Origin of the sequence: Filomicrobium sp. (assembly GCF_025698805.1) — a bacterium.
GTDB lineage: Bacteria > Pseudomonadota > Alphaproteobacteria > Rhizobiales > Hyphomicrobiaceae > Filomicrobium > Filomicrobium insigne.
In genome coordinates this window covers 486,647-505,929 of sequence record NZ_JAILWT010000001.1, presented here as the reverse complement: position 1 = coordinate 505,929, position 19,283 = coordinate 486,647, and the positions used below count along the sequence as shown (strand labels likewise).

Below are 19,283 nucleotides of genomic sequence, written 5' to 3'. Positions count from 1 at the left end.
GCGTATCCTCAGGCTCACTCAGTTCTTGCCGGTCACGGTCAAGGTGCCTGCTTCCGTCCGCGCATGCCGTTCAGGGACGTACATGTCCTCCACGGTTGCGGCCGGGTGCACGAACTCTCCCGGCGTCACAGCGCGGACGATATAGGCAACTGTAGCTGTCATCCCAGCAGCTTTCACATCGCTGCGGCTCTGTCCGAAGAGGTTAAAGGCGGCGACGACGCGGTCATCCCGGAACTCGGTGTGTTCTGGCGAGACGTCGCTTTTCAACCAGCTCAGGCTCGAAAGATCACCCGACGCGACAAGCCGGGGGTTCTCGACCTCGAAACCTGCTGGCAGGCGATCGACAACAAGAACTCGTCCGCCGGCATTGTCGGCCGTCATCTTCACCACCGTGACTAGACGCTCATTCTGAGCGATGGATGCTTTACCACCGTTGGCGCTGGCAAGATCGACTGCGGTTCCGTCAAGTTTGAAGTAGCTGCGTTCGATGGAGAACCCGTTGCTGACGGCCGGTTCCGCGTTGAGCGAAGCGCCGACGACTGAGATCACGGCATCAAGATCAGCGTCGCTCTCGTTTGTGACCTTGAAAGATCCCGTGTTGAGTTCTTCCGCCGTCAGCTTGCGTGCAAGAGGACCGCTGTGAGCAGTGCCCCCGATCGTCAGCGAAGCCGAAGCGGACTCGTCGCCGAGGGCTTTCACCGCAAGAAGCAACCAAGCCTGTTCTTGTGTCGAGGTATACCGCCTGTTGGTGTAGCCCGACGCGACGACGTCGATCAGGTGTGGGATACGCTCATTCTCCATACCTGTTTCCGCAGACAGCGCGACGAGTGCTGCCCCATCCCGCAACCGCGAGCCATAGTCATCGCGCAGTGAAATCACCTGCGCCTCCGACCCGGTTAGGTCTGCATACGCCGCTTTAAAGGCAATGCCGCTGCGTTCCTTGTCCCCCATCATCGCGAGGGCTGCGCCGAGCTGCGCTTTGGCGAGCGGTGTTGAGAACCGGTCGAGGCGCGTATCGACGTAGTAGCGCAGTTCACCGATGGGTGCGCGGGCGTTCCGGGCCAGCACGTAGAGTGCATAGGCACGATCTTCACCGCCTGATTCAAAGTCTTGCGCATAGGCGATGAAGTTTTGGAGACGATCGAGGGCCTGTGTGAAGCCAGGTTCGCGGACTTTGTGTCCGGCCTCCTTGGCGCGCGTCAGGAAGTCTGTGACGAAGCTCGTCAGCCACATGTTCGTGTTGCCCGGTCCCCATGCGCCGAACGCGCCTGAAGCGTCCTGCATTTCAAACACGCGATCGATAGCCTTCTGCACTCGGTCGGAAAGATCTGCTTCGATCTTCACGCCGCTGCGCTGGGCCACTGCACTGGCATAGACCAGCGGCAATGCGCGGCTCACCGTTTGCTCGGCGCACCCATAGGGATACCGGTCAAGCTGTGCCAAAAGGCCGGGGACGTCGAACCGGGCCGCGGGGCCAACCGAGAGGTTGATCTCGCTACGATCGGGAATGAGATCGTGTAGCAAGTCGGCCGATAGAGAAAGGCTTCCGCCGTTGGCCTTGATGCTGGCGATCGTAGTCCGTTTGATATCACCTGCAGGGGCCTTAACGTCGAACGTCAGAGTTCTGGCCACGTCGATACCGTCGGGCCCTGTGATGTTCACATGGTAGGTCTGGAGTCCCACGGACTTTGGCTCAAGCGACAACCTTTCGCTTCGCCGTTCCTCGGTCTTCAACGCCACATCGCGTTGAATAAGAGAAACCTGGGCACCGGCCGTCACCTCATGCGCAACGTTTACGACATAGGTGGCCTCCGGTCCCTCGACGTTGTGGACGTCCAGAGCGAGCTGGGCCTTGTCGCCGAGTGTCAAGAAACGCGGGCCTGCCACGGTCAGGGCCACTGGATCACGTACAATTACATCCATCGTCGCCGAACCGACACTGCTGTCACTCCACGCGACGGCCATGAGACGAACGCTGCCGTTGAACTCAGGAAGGTCGAATTCTACTTCCGCTGAACCATCGCTGGAGACTTCCACAATGCCGGAGAACTTTGCGACAGTGGCTTCAACCGGGGGACTGCCCTGCATCTGCATGCCGGCATCCGCATCGCCGCCCGAACGCAGCGTGCCACGCTCTGCCCGCATGCCGTCGATCAACCGCCCATAGTAGTCCCGGATGTCGTGGCCAAGCTGCGTTTGTGCATAGAACCACGTTTGCGGCTTAGGCGCTTTGTAGTTCGTGAGATTGAGGATGCCGACGTCGACAGCCGCCAAAGTCAGGCGCGCGGTCTCTCCCGCGGAAAATCCTGACACCTTAATGGGGACACGCAGTGTCGCGCCGGATTCAATCTTGTCCGGAGCGTTGAGCGCGATATTGAGCGTGCGCTTGGTCTGATCCAGAGCAAGCCACTGCAACCCAAGAGACCGCTGTGGCATGCGCTTGAGAGCTTCGTCCATCGGCCGGTAAAGAATGGCCGTGACGTAGGCGCCGGGCCCCCAGTTGTCGCCAACCGGTATGCTGACATCGCCGCCGCCTGTGGGCACATCAACTTCCTGCATCGCATAAAGACGGTTGCCGAGGACTGCGACCAAGGCCTTGCCGCCCTGCTTTGCCGCGATCCTGAGCTTTGCTGTATCGCCGGGTTGATAGGTTTCCTTGTCCAGTGCGATGTCGAGCTGTTCAGGACTGTCAGGCCGGTCGCTTCCGGAATACCAGCCGGCCGTGAAGGCGACGGAACTTACGACCTCGGCCGAACCGGCGGATTGAACTTCGAGGACATAGCGGCCGTACTTGACCGGCATCTCAAGCCGGCTCGGCTTTTCGGCAGCCACTTCAAGTTTTCCGTCCGCGACTTTGCGCGTCAATGTCACGGGTTCGAACGTCCAATAACCGCCGCGGCTATACCATTGCCAGTTCGTTTCCAGCTTATTGAGTTGCCATACGAGCCCCGAAGCAGCTTCAGGCTTGCCGTCGGTTCCAAGCATGAGCACGTCAAATTGCGCCGTTTCGCTTTCTCCGAGCCGGTCTCCGTTAAACAACGGCTTGATGCCGATGCGCTCCAATCCGAGATCGACCGGCAACGTAACCTGCCGTTCGATCGTGCGTCCGCCGGGTTCGGCAAGCCGCACGAGGACCTTGGCTTCCAGAGGTTTTGCCGTCTTCACGACCTTCGGCAGGGAAATGCTGAGGTCGGCTTCGCCCTTCTGCGAGGTCGTGGCAATTTCGTTCAGGGACTCGCGTACCGGCGTAATCTCTTCATCAGACTGGCCAAAGCGATATCCGGAATAGCCCGGCACGCCTGAGCTGGAGGTTCTGACAATGACATCGCCTTCCATTTTGAGACCCGCAGCAGGCGGCCCATAGAGGTACCGTCCGGTGACTGCAATCGTTGCCGGATCGTTGACGCCGATCGAAGCGGACTTTGGACTGAGCGTCATGTCCAGTCGTTCAGGGACGAAATCTTCGACCAGGAACGCGGCCTGCGCGATCGGGGCGGCCTTCGGGTCGACATGGACTTGCGCACGCCAAGTACCCGTCATCGCGCCGTGCGACAACGGAAGCAATGCAGCGCGACCGCCGGAACCTTCATCGACGAGCGTGAGCCTCTGATGTTCGACACCGTCCGGCCGCGTCACGATCAGCGTGACAGGAAGGTTGGAAGATTTGCCCTCGTCGTCTCGCACAAGCGCAGCGACGTGTACGTCTTCACCGGGGCGGTAGACACCACGTTCCGTATAGACGAATGCGTCGATGGGGCCGGATGGCTCCCGACCCTTGACGCCGCGATCGGAAAGATCAAATGCCGCCGTCGTCATATCGAGGAAGGCATAGTCGGACAGTCCATTCTGCGCGACCAGGATAGCCGGCTGCAGGCCGCCTTCTCCGCGTGCAAGCGCGCCGTCGAACTTCACATAGCCATTCGCATCGGTCTTGGCGGTGGCGAGCACCTCGTTGTTGCGCGCGATCAACCGGACTTCGACTTCTCTGACCGCGTGTGCCTCGCTCAGTGAGCGAACAAAGGCATGCACTCCATCGCGGCCTGAAAACGCCGTCAGTCCGAGGTCGGACACGATGAACCACTGCGTGGCGATAGTATTCTGATAGTCCGAGGTTGGCGTTGCCGCCTGTGCCGTCATGACATAGGCACCGGGCTTAAGCGTGCCGATGGCTTCATTGACCGGGAAGGCCGTTGTAACTTCCTTGTTGAGGTCGCGCTTGACGGTCAGATTCCCGGTGTAAACGCTTTCGCCCGATTGCGACTTGATCGTTTCGAGATCCCAGCTCGAAAGCTGCCTTTGCAGGTCGCCGTTGATCACAGCGCCAGCCAGAGCACGGTCGCCGAATCGGAAAACCTCCACCTGAACGGTGTCGGTGTTGACGGAGACAACGGGGATACCCTGCTGACCGCGCGCCGGGAGAACATAGGCACGTCCCGTGAAGCGCACAGTCGGTTTGCGATCCGGCAGATACGCTGCGATTTCGATCGTCTTTTCGAGCGTCTCTCCAATCTCTGAGGGAAGCCCCGCACGCAGCTGCACTTCGTAGCGCTGACCGTGTGCAAGCCCATCGATGCACAATTGGCTGCCTTCCGGCGTCACGGCCTGTGCGTCCTTGCCGTTGACAGAAATAAAGTCTGCGAACTCGACCGGACCACGCGCTAGGCTTTCGGAAAACTGCAGGCAGAGACGAGGCGAATTCGTTTCCGTCTGTGTCGAGTAGTCCGTCATGCGGAAGCCGTGCGCGCTGTGCAGCTTGTCATAGGTTGCGCGCACCTTTGGGTTGTCCGCAAGCGCGAGACTGACCTTCAAGGCCTCCAGTGCCGGCCGCCAGAATTCGCGGCGTTGCAAAGTGTCAGCAAGTACGCTCAGCGCTTCCGCCTTCTGCGCATTTCCGCTGGCATGTTGATAGGCGCGATATGCGGCGCCGGAGGCGTTGACCGGAATATCGTAGCGCTCCGAACCATTGAGCTGATTGGGATTGATGGCGATTAATGAACGCGCGAGTCCAAGCCAAGCTGCGCTGTTGCTTCGCGCGCTGCCGGCCGCTGCGGCAAACGAGCGAGATGCTGCGCGTGGATCCTTTCCGAGGTCCTGTCCGCCCTTCGCCAACAGTGTTTTGATATTCGCGTTTCTGTCCGCCCAGTTTTCTACGAGATAGGACTCGTAGCGCTTCGCATCCTCCTCCAACTGCTGATGAGCGAACTTCGCCTCCTGAGCGGCAGCTGGAAGAAAGGTGATTAGGAATGCGGCCGTAACCGTCGCTAGCAGCAACGCGGCCTCGACAAAACGCCTCGGCGAAAATGAGTGCATGGGGGGCAACCTCGAAATAAAGCCAGGGAGCACAATCACAATTTGCGATCCTGCACGACTAGATCACCAAGCCGTGCGAAGTTGAAGCCCATCAGACCCGCATGGCCGAAGCTTGACAGTAAACTGACTTATCCGGTGTTGCCGGGATTTGCGTGAATTTTCCAACCGGTGCCATTGTGATGCGCGACGTGGATCGATCGCAAGAACACGCGAGGAATATTGGCAAGATACCCCGACTACGCTGGCGTAAAAATGCGGCGCTGCCCTTCCGTGAGAAGGGAGGGCTTGTTTCTGGAAAATAGAGAGGCCGCCGGGCGGACGTGGGCTGGACGCAGATGCGCCAAAGACCTTGATCCGGCCTATTTAAACGCCAGGGTCCAACGGGACGTGCGCATCTGCGCAAGAAAGATCACGCCATGAATCGGCGCTCGGCGCCACGTGCGTGGTTCCATCCCTTCTCCGGCGGCCTCGCCACCGCAGCGTTGCGCTGCAGCGGCAATCCACTGTCTCACTAAGGTTAGTGGCGCGTAGCGGAGTTCAGCAGAACTTCCTTGACGCTTTGGCCGGGTACAGCAATGGCCTTAAGTGCGTCTGTCATCGCGGCGATACCAACGTTCGGCGTCGCGTCAAACTTTGCGGGTTGGCCGGCACGCCATAGGCTATTGAAGGCCTGCTGGCTCCACTTCGTCGAAACGGCGCAGTTCTCCGCGAAGCGTTCGAAGGCATCGGTTTTTGAAGGCTCGCGCCGCATGCAATCGCCGACCCATGTCGTAGCATCGTCGAGGATGAGCTGTTCGTGGGCATCATACAGTCGGGCATCATGCACGACGCGGGTACTTTCAGCGGTAAACGGAGCGCAAAGTTTAACAGTGCTGTCGCCGCCGAATTCGTTGCTGTCGATGGCCGTGATGACAGCGCGAACGTTAATGCGAAGTGCCGCGATCTCGTCGGCCAATGAGGCCAATACGCGTGCAGCCGGGCTCTCGAGGGAACGCGCAACGAGGCAGATAGAGCTGCAGTCGGCGCCACTCAGTCGGCGCGACTCTAGGCTGCGCAATACAAAGGCTCTTAGGACTGCGCACTTCTGATCTTTCTTGACGACCTGGCAACCCGATGGAGACTTGGCGCGCATAGAAGCTTTTCCTTTATTCAGTGCGATGTCCGGTCTGCCGGTTGATAGGGTTCGGCAGGCCCCGAAGTTCTGAAGCCCATTAATCGCTGAAGACGGTTAAGCAACCGTTGCGGATTGCATCGAATGAGGCACGCTTCGCGCATATCAAGCGTATTCAAAGCACTTCTCCCCCCGGAGCGGGCCGAAGTCGGCTGACGAGCGTGACAAGTCGGGCTTCATCATCGTCTTGAGTCTCAGTGTTTGCGTCCTCCACGACCTCTACATCCGTTACAATTTGTTGCGCGGATGAAGGCAGCGGAGGTGGGACGAGCGAAACAACCGTCTCTTCAGAGATTTCAGTTTCGACCGAATCGTGCGGAACGCGCTCGGCGGACATAATCGGCAAACGCGCTTCGGTTACGGGGATGCTGAACGTCGCCGTTTCACGCGTCATCGTAACGGTCGTCTCGCGCGCCTCCGACGGCATGACCTCACGGACTTTCTCCACGAGCGAAGTGGCGGCTTGTTTGATGGTGTCGTTGGACGCGGACGCCGGTGGTTTGAAAGGAAGAACATCGGCAGCGTTTCGCTTTTCCATGGCCTCGTCGTCAGCAGTGGTGCGGATGGTCTCGGTCTCTACCCTGACATCCTGTTTGTTCGAATGAGTTTCGGGTTGTTCGTCGAGGGTATTTTCCAGGTCCGCATAGAACGCGTCATTGTTGTTGAGTTCAAAGGCGGCGGTTGCGGCATAGCGGCCGAAGGCAGAACGCAAAGTGGCTTCGCGCTCTGCATCGGCGTTGATGCGCGCGCCGCTACGTGCGGCCCCGTTCGCAATCTTTGCCGCGTGGCCGTTCCCGTTTGCCGCCAGACCTGAACCGTTCGCGTATTCGGTGGCACTGCCATTTAGTTCGGCAGAGGCGACTGGAATACGGTGGCCGTTGAAATGGCCATTGGCCTTGCGCGTCTTACGTCGACCGGAAATAGCATACGCCTTCGCGCGTTCAGCGCCGCTATCGCGCAGATCCGGCGCCGGTATATCGAGATGCGGCCAGCGGTCCTTCCTGTCTTGCGGCTCACGTGTTCGGCCGTTTTCAGCTTTTTGCTCAGAGGTGCCCATCGCTAATTCCGGACCGCGCTGTACTGCGGCTTCGTCTTCCAATCTCTGTCTGCGACGCTTCTCCTCTTCCACGCGCCGCGCAGCGCCCATGACCGCCTGAAGGATCATGTCCGACCAGGCACCGTCCCGGAAACGATAGACGCGAAATGCATGACAACCGGCAAATTTGCTGCCTTGCCGCCAAAGCTTGCGCTGGATCGCACGGGTCGACAAAAACGGATTGTAGACGCGCGAGAAAATGCGCTGCTGCTCGAAACCGGAAAACAGGTTTGCCAGCAAGTGAGCTTCATGCTGGAGGTCCTGCGCATCGCTCGCACCGAAGCCGAACCCATTTGCGCCGTTGCGCTCATGTGGTTTGTAAGGTGCGTCAAGCGGCACGGCGACATAGTACGCGCCATACATATCAAACACGACATGCCGGAAGACCTCGAAGTTCTGCCGGATTTCTGGGTCGCGATGGATCTCATTGAAGCGCGACAAGATCTTGATCATGGGACCGCGCTCGGCCTCACGCATGATCGGTACCAGATTATTGAGCCGGTTCATCGGACGCCCCATGGAGACGAGCAAGAGGCAGAGGTCGACGAACGCAGCGATTGCGAGCGGAATGTAATCACGCGGCGAAAGGCCTGCCGAAATGCGAGCGCCAGGTGGGGCTTGCCCGTTGGTGCTCGCTTCCGAAACGGATTGCACCGCTTTCTTCTGCAACTCCCGTAGCTCTTCAGCGGAGGGCGGCAGGTCAAGAACGAGTGCGCCTTGAAGCGTTGCGGTCAGACGGCGAAACGCTTCGATGGTGGCCTCCGAACCTTCAACGGCCGCAATGCGCGGCTTGGTAAGTTGCGGCAACTGATCGATGGCACGAACCACACCACGCAATGCTGTCTGTAGCTGTGGATCGGGGCAAGTGAAGGTGCCTCCACTCGACGTTGGAAATATCGTCTTTCCGGCTCGGTCATCGAGATCAGCACGGATTTGGCGCAGCTGAGGATCGCCCCGGAACGCGTTGAAACCCGTCACGGTCATATCGAGCCTCCGGTTGAGGCCGTTTAGAAAATCATTGCGCGTTCCTGTCTCGGCATCGATCGTTGAGGGATCGCCTTTCACCACCTTCGCGAGATCGCCATCCAATGACGATAGCTCCGCTTTGACCGTCGCAATGCGGCCTTTGACGAATTCAGATGCAAAGAGGAAACGCTGCGCATCATCATCGCGCAGCTTACGGCGGGGGCCGTCGCCGGGGCGGCTATTGGGACACGTCGTGCCCTTCTCCCTCTCCTCGATCGCCTTCGCAGAGGAAAGTTCGGTCAATTGCACGAGCGTCGCGTTGAGTTGTTCCAGGCGCGTTGAGCCAGCGTGCAACGAGTTTTGAACTTGCGCGACCGCAGCTTCTGCCGATCGCGTCGACTCCTGACGACTTTCCAAAACTTTCCAGTAGAAGCCAAAGCCGAAGCCGATCGAGATAAGGCTCAAGAACAGGTAGCCGGCAATGTAGACGATCTTGGTTGAGGTATTGATTGGGCTGAAAATCTGGTCAAGCAGCCAGATGATCATCGTCATCAGCATAGCGACCGAAAAGCCAATGATAATGCGGTGCCCGATTGGCAGCGAACCGAGGTTCGACTCAATGAGTTCGAGCATGCCGACATACGTCGCCACCCACGACAACGCGCCGAGCCCGATAACCAGAATTACTTTCTTCCAATCACGTGGCGTATCGTCTGGGTCGACCCAGTCGCCGTCACTCGTACTGAAGCGGCCATGCTGCGGACGAGCCAAATCCTGCTGCCGCCGCGCGTCATCTGAAAACGCCATCGGATAGACCTGTCAAACTCTGTCGCGATAGGCACGTTCTCGTTTTTCGGAAACAGCGCCGGATTCCCGCCGCAGCCGTTCCGCGATGCCTTGTACGCGGCGTGTTGCCTCGAAATATCGTGTGCGCCCGGCCTTCCTGGCGTGCGTGATCGGTTACAAGGAGTACGGAGGGTTTTAGGCTTGAGCGCGGCGCGAATGTGACGTCAAAATGCAACTGTCAATAACGTGAACGCCAAGTGCCGAGTGCGGCTTGCACGTTAGTTCAGATTGAACACGCGCTGACGTTCGGCTTCGCTCATCGGTTGCGGAGCGTGGCTTGACAGTTTCGGCTCTGTGACCGGCCTTCTGTCGAGCGTCCGATTTGATGCCGGGAGCAAATGCGATTGTGGATGTTGGCGCGCGTGTGCTTCCAGGTCACCAAGTAATGTCGCGACCAATGGAGCAGCGATCTGGGAGGAATGAAGCGACCGTGCCCACGGCTCGGAGGCAGTCCCAGTTCCAACGAGTACGACGTAGGAGTACGCAGCGCCATTGTCGAACTGCAATCCGCCCGTTACCCAGCCATCAACCGTCGCGTTGGGGTCTTCCGAGACCTGCGTGCCGGTCTTCGCAAAATGCAAACGCAGGCCGTTGCGGCGGGAAGCGCACCATGCATTAAGGCTCTTGAGCGTTCCATGGGACGTCCTATTGGATTCATAGCAAAGCGGTGCTTCGAGGAGCGATTTGAGAAGGGGTCGGGCGTCACGCGCGATCACGTCGCGGGGGACGATAATGCCTTTAGGGCGGCTCGTTTCCGACTGGTCCTCTGCGATGTTGGTGTAGTCGTAATCTCTAATGAGAGACGGGGGCCGAACTCCAGCACGGTCTCGGCCTAAGAGCGAAGCCAGGACGACGCCGGACATCTGATGCACGCGCCGTGGCGACCCCGCAATCTGCCCTAGGACAACTGCGGTTGATGGAGGAGTCCCCGCCCCGCTCACATCAGTAGGCGGCATGTTGAAACCGAACGCGTCGATGAGTTTTTTAACCCGCGCCTGCCCAATCTGCGCCGTGCGGATCATAAGCGGCTCGTTGAGAGAACAGGCAAATACGACGCGCGCCTGCCGGCCACGTCTCAGATTTCCATGATGACTGCAGGTTTCTAGGCCACGAGCCGGAGCGTTCGTATCGAGGTACAACGAATCCGCCCCATCCTTGCCTTCGTTTGCGATTGCAATTGCGGCCAGAACCTTGCCGGTGGAGGCCAGCATGCGGCCTTCGCGGCTGGCGACGTAAGACCCGTTTTCCGTATCGCGCGCAAACGGTGATCCGAAATAGGCTGCTGTTTCCCCACTCTCGTAGTACCGCACGATATTCCCGGCAGCATCCGCGGCGACAACGGTAACGTCAGGGATCTTGAGATCGGGTCCGGTCTTTTGCGGGTCCAACGTGTAACCGGGGTTGAGCCGGTTGCCCCACTTGTGGTTTAGCCGCATGAGCGTCTGTTCGATTTTGCCGTGAAACGCCAGATTTTCAGCTGCATCAAACGTGGTCGTCACCCCTCGTACGTGGTTACGCCAGTCGAAGCCATAGATCTGTTTCATCTCTTCGCGAATACCGAACCGCGCTGATGGCATCAGCGTATTGGCGCGAATAACGGGGTTTGCCCGCGCCCGCGCGGCACGGTCGGGCGCGTTGAGTTCTAGTGCCGCCTCCAGCTTAGGTTTGACCTGCGGATCGGGCGGCCCACCCGCGAGGCCAACGAGATCGAAAACGACGCGCGCCTGCTCGGCCGGGTCGTCTATCAAGGCTTCTGCGCAGGTGCGGGCGCGGACTTCCGCGATATAGCGCCAGCGATCAAGCCGCACGGCGTTCAGTCGTTCGCTGCCTTCCAGCAGGATGATCGGCTTGTTGACTGCCGAAGCCAAAATGAACTGTTCAGCAACCGAAAGATCTTTCGCTTCCTTCCCGAAAACGATCTGGCTTGCAACCTCGACACCGTGGAGGGACTGGCCACCGGTGCGCTGGGCCAGCCAAAGATGATTGGCAGCCCATTGTTTCAGCGCGGTTTCATCGCCATCCCGCGTCAGTTCGAAGTAGATGACGGGCGCCAGCCACCATTCCGCGAGCTTTCGCCGGATCTTCTCACCGGTGCTTTCCTTCAGATGCGGTGGGGTTTTGTAGATCACGCGGGCCAGCTGCATCGGCAACGTCGAACCGCCTACGCCGAGGCTAAGGCGCTTGAGCGCGATGGAGCGTCGGATCGTCGAATAGGGGATCTTGAGCACACCCAGAAGGTCGATGCCGAAAGGATTGAGCGGCGTACCGATGTAGCGATCCTCGTGATAGGTGAGGCACTTCCAGTAGTTCTCTGGTACATCGCGGACCGGTATAGATTTGTGATCCGGATTGGCGACGTAGTGCCCGACCTCGATGGCTTGGCCCGTCCAGTTCACGTCTTGTCGGCTGTCGAGGCGGGGATCAAACGTGCCAACAAAATTGCCTTCCGCATCGTAGATCGCAGTCGCGAGCCAACGTTCGGCATCGTAGCGCAGCCTTTCGGACAGATACGCTTGGCCCGCATAGCCGCGGATCGGCGCGATGATGTAAACAAGGGTGAGCGCGAAAAAGAGATACGCAAACGCGGCCCATGCCACATAACGCAACGGACCAATCCGTGGATTGAAGAAGATCCAGTCCGTTGCGAAACGCACCATCCTCACCGGCAGCGCTACCGCCAGCTCGAGAAGCAGCATCAGCAATTTCGCGATAGTGATCATTGAAAAATGGCTCGCCAACGGGCGCGTGGCGAAATGAAAACGCCGCACGTCTCATTGCGCGTTTAGGCGCTCTTTGTGGCGACCGCACGACGTCTGAGCGTTTGAGAGAATGAGGTTGAGGCCTTACTCGGGCGCGCTGAAACGCGAAACGCAATCACCGGGAGGGAATGCCGTACTCGGAAAAAGGAATAAACTGAACCATGTCGCCGGGCTGAACGTGTGGCACGTCCTCTGCAACTTCGATGATGCCGTCGGCCGCCCGCAATCCCGAGATGAGCCCAGATCCGTCGCGCTTGAATTTACCTGCGCGAAGGCCAGTGTCGGATGGCACCATCATGCCCCGCCAGAATTCGCGGCGTCCGATTTTGCGTTTGGCAACCTCGAAGTCAGCGGGAAGACGTATACGGTGAGGCTCGAACCATTGAGCACCGCTCAGCTTCCGCAACAAAGGAAACACGTACATCAGGAAGCACACGAAAACGGCGACGGGATTGCCCGGGAGCCCGACGACAACCGTGTTTCCAATCTGGCCGAACATCATGGGACGGCCAGGCTTGACGTCGAGCTGCCAGAAATGTCGTGTGCCCAAACGCTCAAGTACGCGGGATATATGATCTTCCTCCCCGCGGCTGGCGCCACCGGTCGTGAGGATGACGTCGAAACGTTCGGCTGCTGCTTTCAGCCGCTGTTCGACCTCTTCGGGCTTGTCCGGCCAGATACCAAGGTATTCGGTCTCTGTACCCGCGAGACGCGTGAGTTCAGACAACATCGGCGAATTGGCATCATAAACTTCGCCATGGTCGAGCGCACGGCTCCCGACAGCAATAACCTCGTCACCCGTGGAAACAATCCCGAGGCGAAGGCGCTTAAAGCAGAGAGGGGCCGCAATGCCGGCTGAGGCGAGTGCGGCCAAATCTTGCGGTCTCAAAATGTGGCCGGCCTCGAACAGCGTCTCGCTGGTCTTTACATCTTCGCCAGCGCGGCGAACATTCGCTCCTGCTTTGAGACCGCCGGGGATTCGAACCCGTATGACATCAGCTTCGGTGCGTAAGACATCTTCCTGCATCGCAATTGTGTCGACGCCGCCGGGAAGCACAGCACCGGTCAAAATGCGCACCGCGGTACCGGATTTCACTGTGTCCTCAAACGGACGCCCTGCGGCGGCTCGACCTACCACGGGCAGATCGACGCCTTTCTCCGCGTCGTAATCGGAAAACGCGAAAGCATAGCCATCAACGGCTGCATTCGTGTGCGCGGGTATTTCGAAACTCGCGACGGCATTCCTCGCAAGCACGCGTCCGCCAGCAGTCGTGAGATTAACTTCCTCGGTGTCTACGACGGGCACAATGCGCTCTTTGAGAAGCGCAATGGCTTTGTCGTGCTTCATTCGAGGTTCAAGGGGGCGGAAGCAGTCGTCGATAGGCCGTTGTGACATGAGGGGTGTCACGCTCGCGTGTGTTTCAAGAAGGTTGAAGAAGGTTGGCGCAGCTACGTTCCAGATTGCCACGACTTGAATTCAAGCGCAGCGCCAACACGATGAACCAGATGGTCATACCATACAGTCATCGTACACGCCCCCACGTCGTGGGCAAGATCTAACGCACCGCTATGGCGTCAGATCAGACCTTCATTCGCATGACATATCGACAGGCGATAAGATTGCCACTTGCGTCCGAGGCTAACCCCGTTACAAAGTGTTTAACAGGACGAACAGTCCGATCCCGATCGCTGGTCCAGCTAAGGTGACAAGCACCACAACAAAAAAAGATTTGGCAGCCATCATAACAAACCCCGCTTACAAAACGCGCTAGCCAAAGCTTGCAGCGGACAGTCCGACCCCTCATCTGCCCTACGCATTACTTTGCACACCGCATAATCATGTTATCGCGGAAGCTTTATCTTGACACGAACTTTCTTGCCCATGCGACACATCGAGCTGTGCAACTGCACAACTTGGGGAAAAAAGCGTCACGGCTTAAAGTGTCACCGAAAACAGCAGATCCTAATCTACTTGCAAATCATGGGCTTGGTCTAGTGCTGCGGCGCAACAACTGACGCGCCATGGACTATCTTTGAGGCTGTGGGAAAACGAGGCAACTCAGCCGAAATTTTCACCAGCTTGGCAATTTTGTTGCAAATTTACATCGTTGCCTTCGCGCTTGCGAAAGCCCGAAACACAGATTTTTCTCCGTGATGAGCATTAGCAAGAACATGCGGGAGGCTGCATCGCCCCCCATCATGATGCGATCTGTGAAGGGTTTACTTCACGTCGAATAGACGCAGCTGCCCCTCGTCCAACCCCTTCGTTTCCCGCGACAGCTGTTCGATGCGGTCGAAGGGGACCTGTTCGGCGGTGATAAGCGATCGTTGAGCCTTCATCGGGCGTACAAGCCCTTCCTGAACGAGGTGGAATTCGCCCACCGTTTGACCAGGAAGAACGGCAGCGGGATCAAGCCCACTTTCGCTCTGGAAAGCGGCTTTGAGTTTGCGAAGGGCCGTATCTTCGCGAACGCGACCGATGAACCAACTCGTGATCTGATCGCGGCTCTTGTAGTCAAGGTCGCCCGGTGACTGAGTTGCGAGCATCAAGCCGAGACCGGCCGAACGGGCGCGTTTCAAAAGGCTCTGCAGTGGCTCGGCGGTCGCCGGCTTTGCGTTGGCAGGGATATACAGGTCGGCTTCGTCGAACATCACGACAGCCTGCAGTTCGTCGTTCGGGTTGCGCTGGCAAAAACGTAGCGCTTCCGACAAAAACTGCGAAACCCAGAACAGGATGTTCTCGTTGTCGCCCAGGAAGCCAGTATAGATGATCGACAGGCGCGTGCGGTTAGGCCGCGCGAACGCACCCAGACCAAGGAAGGACTCCATACTCATCGGCTCGCCGCCTCCGTCAAACAGCGAGGAGTTGCGATGGCGGAGGCTATCGAGCTGAGCTACGAGATCGCGGCGGATCTTGCCGGACGGATCCATACGCTGCGTCAGATCCGTTAATTCTGGATCTTCTTCTTCGAGCAGCGAAATGAGATCGCTTAGCGTCACTTCTTTAGCGGACCGGCTGCCGAGAATTTTAAGTGCAACCGAAAGCGTCCCGGACTGCTTCTGGTGAGTTGCCGAGTTCTTCAGGTGCAGCATCTCGCCAAGCGCCGCGGACGATAGGTTCGCGAGCAACTGTTGCTCATGTTCGGGAAGTTCGCTGATCCCGTTGGGGAGAAGCGTGATCGAGATCGGCCGGCCAGACGCACGCCCCGGTGTGTAAACCGCGACGTCAATCGCATCCGCAAGCTTTTCACGGTCCGATTGTCGTTCTGTGCATTCATCAACCAAAGAGCGCCAGACATCTGGGTTCGCATAAGAACAAAGGTCACCCTTCCGGTCGATCAATACAGCGGGGATGCCGCGTAGCAGAAGCTGCTCGATCAGCGTGAGTGCGAGAGTCGTTTTACCGGAGCCCGAACCGCCGAGCACCGCCGAGTGGCGCTTCATCACATTGAGATTAAGTGTAATCGGCCTGCCTTGTGCCGTAAGTTCGCGGCCTGAATAGATACTTCCTGTCTCAAAGCCGTTTTCGTCGAGAATCTGCGACATCGGCAGATCGTCATCATTGGCCGGGACTGGCGGCGCGTCGAGGCTCTCGGCCGGCCCCCAAGGTGCTTCGCTGCCACCGGCGAGCGCAAGAGCCTCAGGCTCGGTAACACTCTCATAGCCATCGATCAGTGCGGGCTCATTTGACGTCACCGCGCGCAGGTTAGGCTTGGTGCGTGCCTTCACGCCGCCAGTCGTAGCTGGCAACGGGCGACCGAGAAGGTCGAGACGCAAAAGCTGAATGACTGCGATCAGATTTGACAGGAGCTTCGCGTTTTCAAACCATTTCGTGAAGCCAGGATCTGCGCGATGGTGCGCATAAAACTCGCGGACCATGATCATGCGCTCCCATTCGGGGATGGGAACCAGAATCGATCGGCCGCCCGCATCCCGGAATTTGCGGAACGCCTGGGCAGTTTGGTTCTTCTTGTTCGGAGGGAAGTCCGAGGCGCGCAGCATGAAGCATGTCTTGGCGTGCATCGCGCCAAGCACCTTGTCGAGCTGTCGCTTCAGGCCGCCACCTTGCGTCGGCCGGTTGCACAAGAAGACTCGAGTTTCAGATTCCAATCCTGACGCATGCCGCAGCGAAAGATCAATGGCCGGGAGATCGTCAGCCACTTCGACACGCTCGACATTAAGCGTGATTGCGCCACCCCACTCTTCGCGTGCCAACTGAAGCGCCGCGACCATCGCATCCATCATCTCGCCATCGTCGGACGGAATCTCGGCTTCGGATTGGCTTTGGAAGCGCTCCCAGATCTCGCGATAGTCGATCTTCGAAAATGGGTGAGGTGCGCGCTCGGCCGGTCCGGAGCCAAAGCCGAGAGCTTCCGCAAGGGTGGAGATGAAGCTTGTGGTTTCACGCTCCTCCACTTCTTCCGCGGAGTCCCCGTCATTTGTCTGAGCGCTCAACCGATTCTGTGCATGCTCTAACAAACGTCGCGTCGAAAGCCCGGCGAACTCCTCGAAGAAAGAGGGGCCAAAAAATGCGCTCGCATCTGGAAACGAAAGGCCACCCCCCTGGGTTTCGGCTTGATGCTCGAGCCGCTTGGCGATGATGAGTCGCGCTTCTTCCGCCGAGCGGCTTTCATAAAGCGCGACAGGGCCAGACTTCTCGATACGATCCCTAAAGGATTGCGCCAACGGCTCACGCACGCGGTCATAGAAATCATCGAGACATGAAATGATGATGATGGCGCTGCCGACCCGGTTCGTGATCTGCATGAGATCGCCGATCGCCTTTTGGAAGCGCACTTCCGGATCCGGGAAGTTGATCAAATCTTCGACCTGATCGATGCAGAAGACGAGCGCCGCATCGTCGACGATCTTCATAAGCTGACCGAGCGCCGCGATAATCTCGAAGGCGCGCCCCTCTCCCTCGTTCGGGTCAAGGGCCGCGACCGCTTCGTGAGCAAGGGGCGTCAATTGCCGGCCGTACAGATATTGGCGAACGCGCTGATCGATGCGCGGGTCACGTCGCTGCAAATAAAGCAATGCGCGAACGATATTGACGTCCGGCTCTTCCGCACTGAACTCCGGTGAAGCAACGATTTCGTCAGAAAGTTTCAGGACGAGCCGTGCAAGGTCCGCGCTGTCCAGATCTTTTTCGCGCAGCGCTGTGAGGTCGGTTTGGGCCAACGACGTACATGTCGCCAGCAAGCGATCCGTCAGGCGTGTCAGTCCGCTATCGCTACTTTCATCCGGGTTATAGGACTTTTCCAGTGAATGAATCAGCCGGCGCAGAAAGTAGTCGGCGTAGTTGCTCACGTCCGGCGTCATCTGAGCGTAGCCGAAGTACGCCTTCTGTTGCCGGTGTGCGCTCGTACGTAGCGCGCGGATCAGGTGCGTTTTACCGGCGCCAGATTGTCCGTGAAACAAAAGGATACGCGCCTGCGCGGTGCCGTCCTTCGTGACAGCCTCGATGACGTCGGCGAACTTTTTGCGCGCTTTCGCGTGCACCTGTTCGACATCGACTGGGTCAGCCCGCCAGATATCGTCTTCCCAGGTGATCGAATGCTCGAAAGCCTCGGCCATCCGGTCCGGTGCGATAGCTTCTTGCGCCCGCTGCTGCATCAAACAATGATTCCTTGAATGGCCAATTTGCGTCGCTGTCACGAGTCCACGTCTTCGACGCGGACAAGATGCCAGACCGTATTTTTGTAGGTTACGGCAGAGGCATTGAGCTCGTCGGCATTGCGCTTGTCTTTAAGGTCCGCGCTGGCGAGAGCAAGGTGCCCCGCCCGATGGGCTTCCCCAAGCATGCATTTAAACTCGATTTCAGATAGCCCCCACTCGGGATGTTGTGCGGCTATTGCGTTCCAAACCCGCATGATGAGGGCCTTACGGTTCCCCGACCAGCCTTCTGCACATCCCTGCGCTGCGGTCTGAACGTGGCGCGCAAAGCTTGCCGGATCAGGGCGCCTGTTTGCGGGCATCGCCGCGCCAGGCAATCCGGCATCATTTGCCGCCTGTCGCAATACCGGCGCGGGCACGTCGGTGTCTACGCGTTCGCTCAGGGCAGACTGCGCGAGACGGCGTAAAATCGCGCCGCGCAGTGATTCTAAGTCGGTTTGGCGCGCGTCAACGGCCTCTGCCGCCAGCGCCGCGACGAGCTTGGCATCAGAGCCGAAGTCGCGGGGACGTATCGAAAGTTGACCGGCGAGCATGCGCCCCGCTTGCGCCGAAAAACCAGAGCCTGCGCCGAGCCCTGTCTTGATCTTGTTTCCGAAAGCGCGTTCCAGCGCCACGACCGCCAACTGAGCACGCAGTTTGCTTACGGTTTGAGAGCCATTGAGCGGCAAACCGAAAGCCTTCTGGATAATCAAGGCACGAAGGCCATCTGGTCGCTGCAACTCCTTGATGCGCTTGGGACCGAGGTCATTGAGCCCAAGCGCTTTGGCGACCAGCCGCCCGTCGCGAACGTCCTGCCACGAGCCCGATGTCGATCCTTTGCGCCCGAGGAAGGTGTCTGCGGCTTCGCGACCGATCGAGCTTACCGTCATTCGCCCGCGCGACTGCACGGCAAGACCTTGCGCGAGGAGTTCAGCATTTGCGTCTGTAACGAGTTGCCGCCATTCGCCAGGAGAAAGCTTGTGTGTGAAGATTGGCCCGAGGTCGCGCATAATTTCCGCGCGGGTTGCGCCACCGCTGCAGGCAATCCGCACGAGCATGAGTGCGCGCTTGAACGGCACCGCCGGTGCGTTCTTGTCGCTATTGCGAAATGTGCTGCTGGCAGCTGTCATTCGCGTGGATCCCCGTCGACTCCTCAAGCTTTTTTCGCGACTGCTTCGAGGGCAGTTCAGGCGCAATCGGATCGGGCCGGACGCGCGAATCACCGGACGATTCGCCTGCATTGTCGTCGATTGACGCGGCTGTTCCAACCCCCCTGGGTTGCATGCCCTGTTTATTGTTGAGCTGTGCATCTTTCCTGTAGGGCCAGATGGCTGGGGTACGGCACCGAAATAGGTTGATCCTATTTTATGCTCGGTACCCAGGAAGTTAACGCGAGTTATCACGGGTTCAGTGCTTAGCTTCGTCGGCCTTTTGCCCGCTCTTCGCCCAATTCGCGACAACTTGTTACGGGTAAATACGC

7 protein-coding genes are annotated in these 19,283 nt (G+C 58.6%); all 7 read right to left on the bottom strand.

Annotated elements, in window-relative coordinates:
* Positions 1-18 precede the first annotated feature (18 nt).
* Positions 19-5,310: an alpha-2-macroglobulin family protein gene (locus K5845_RS02300; RefSeq protein ID WP_287958288.1), complete on the bottom strand. Its 5,292-nt coding sequence runs from the start codon at positions 5,308-5,310 to the stop codon at positions 19-21.
* 517 nt (positions 5,311-5,827) lie between these two features.
* Entirely contained in the window at positions 5,828-6,442 is a 615-nt protein-coding gene (locus K5845_RS02295; RefSeq protein ID WP_046477395.1) for a hypothetical protein, read from the bottom strand.
* A gap of 154 nt (positions 6,443-6,596) precedes the next feature.
* The gene (locus K5845_RS02290; protein ID WP_287958287.1) at positions 6,597-9,350 is read right to left on the bottom strand and encodes a DMT family transporter; all 2,754 of its coding nucleotides are present in this window, start codon (positions 9,348-9,350) and stop codon (positions 6,597-6,599) included.
* Positions 9,351-9,607: 257 nt separating this feature from the next.
* Positions 9,608-12,109 (bottom strand): transglycosylase domain-containing protein, encoded by a 2,502-nt coding sequence (locus tag K5845_RS02285; protein ID WP_090226772.1) that lies wholly within the window; start codon positions 12,107-12,109, stop codon positions 9,608-9,610.
* A gap of 154 nt (positions 12,110-12,263) precedes the next feature.
* Complete coding sequence (locus tag K5845_RS02280; protein WP_287958285.1) at positions 12,264-13,616, bottom strand: molybdopterin molybdotransferase MoeA; 1,353 nt, start codon at positions 13,614-13,616, stop codon at positions 12,264-12,266.
* A gap of 752 nt (positions 13,617-14,368) precedes the next feature.
* Positions 14,369-17,764, bottom strand: coding sequence for a helicase HerA-like domain-containing protein (locus K5845_RS02275; protein ID WP_287958283.1), 3,396 nt, complete (start codon positions 17,762-17,764; stop codon positions 14,369-14,371).
* Positions 17,765-17,802: 38 nt separating this feature from the next.
* Positions 17,803-18,933, bottom strand: coding sequence for a hypothetical protein (locus tag K5845_RS02270; RefSeq protein ID WP_287958282.1), 1,131 nt, complete (start codon positions 18,931-18,933; stop codon positions 17,803-17,805).
* Positions 18,934-19,283 lie beyond the last annotated feature (350 nt).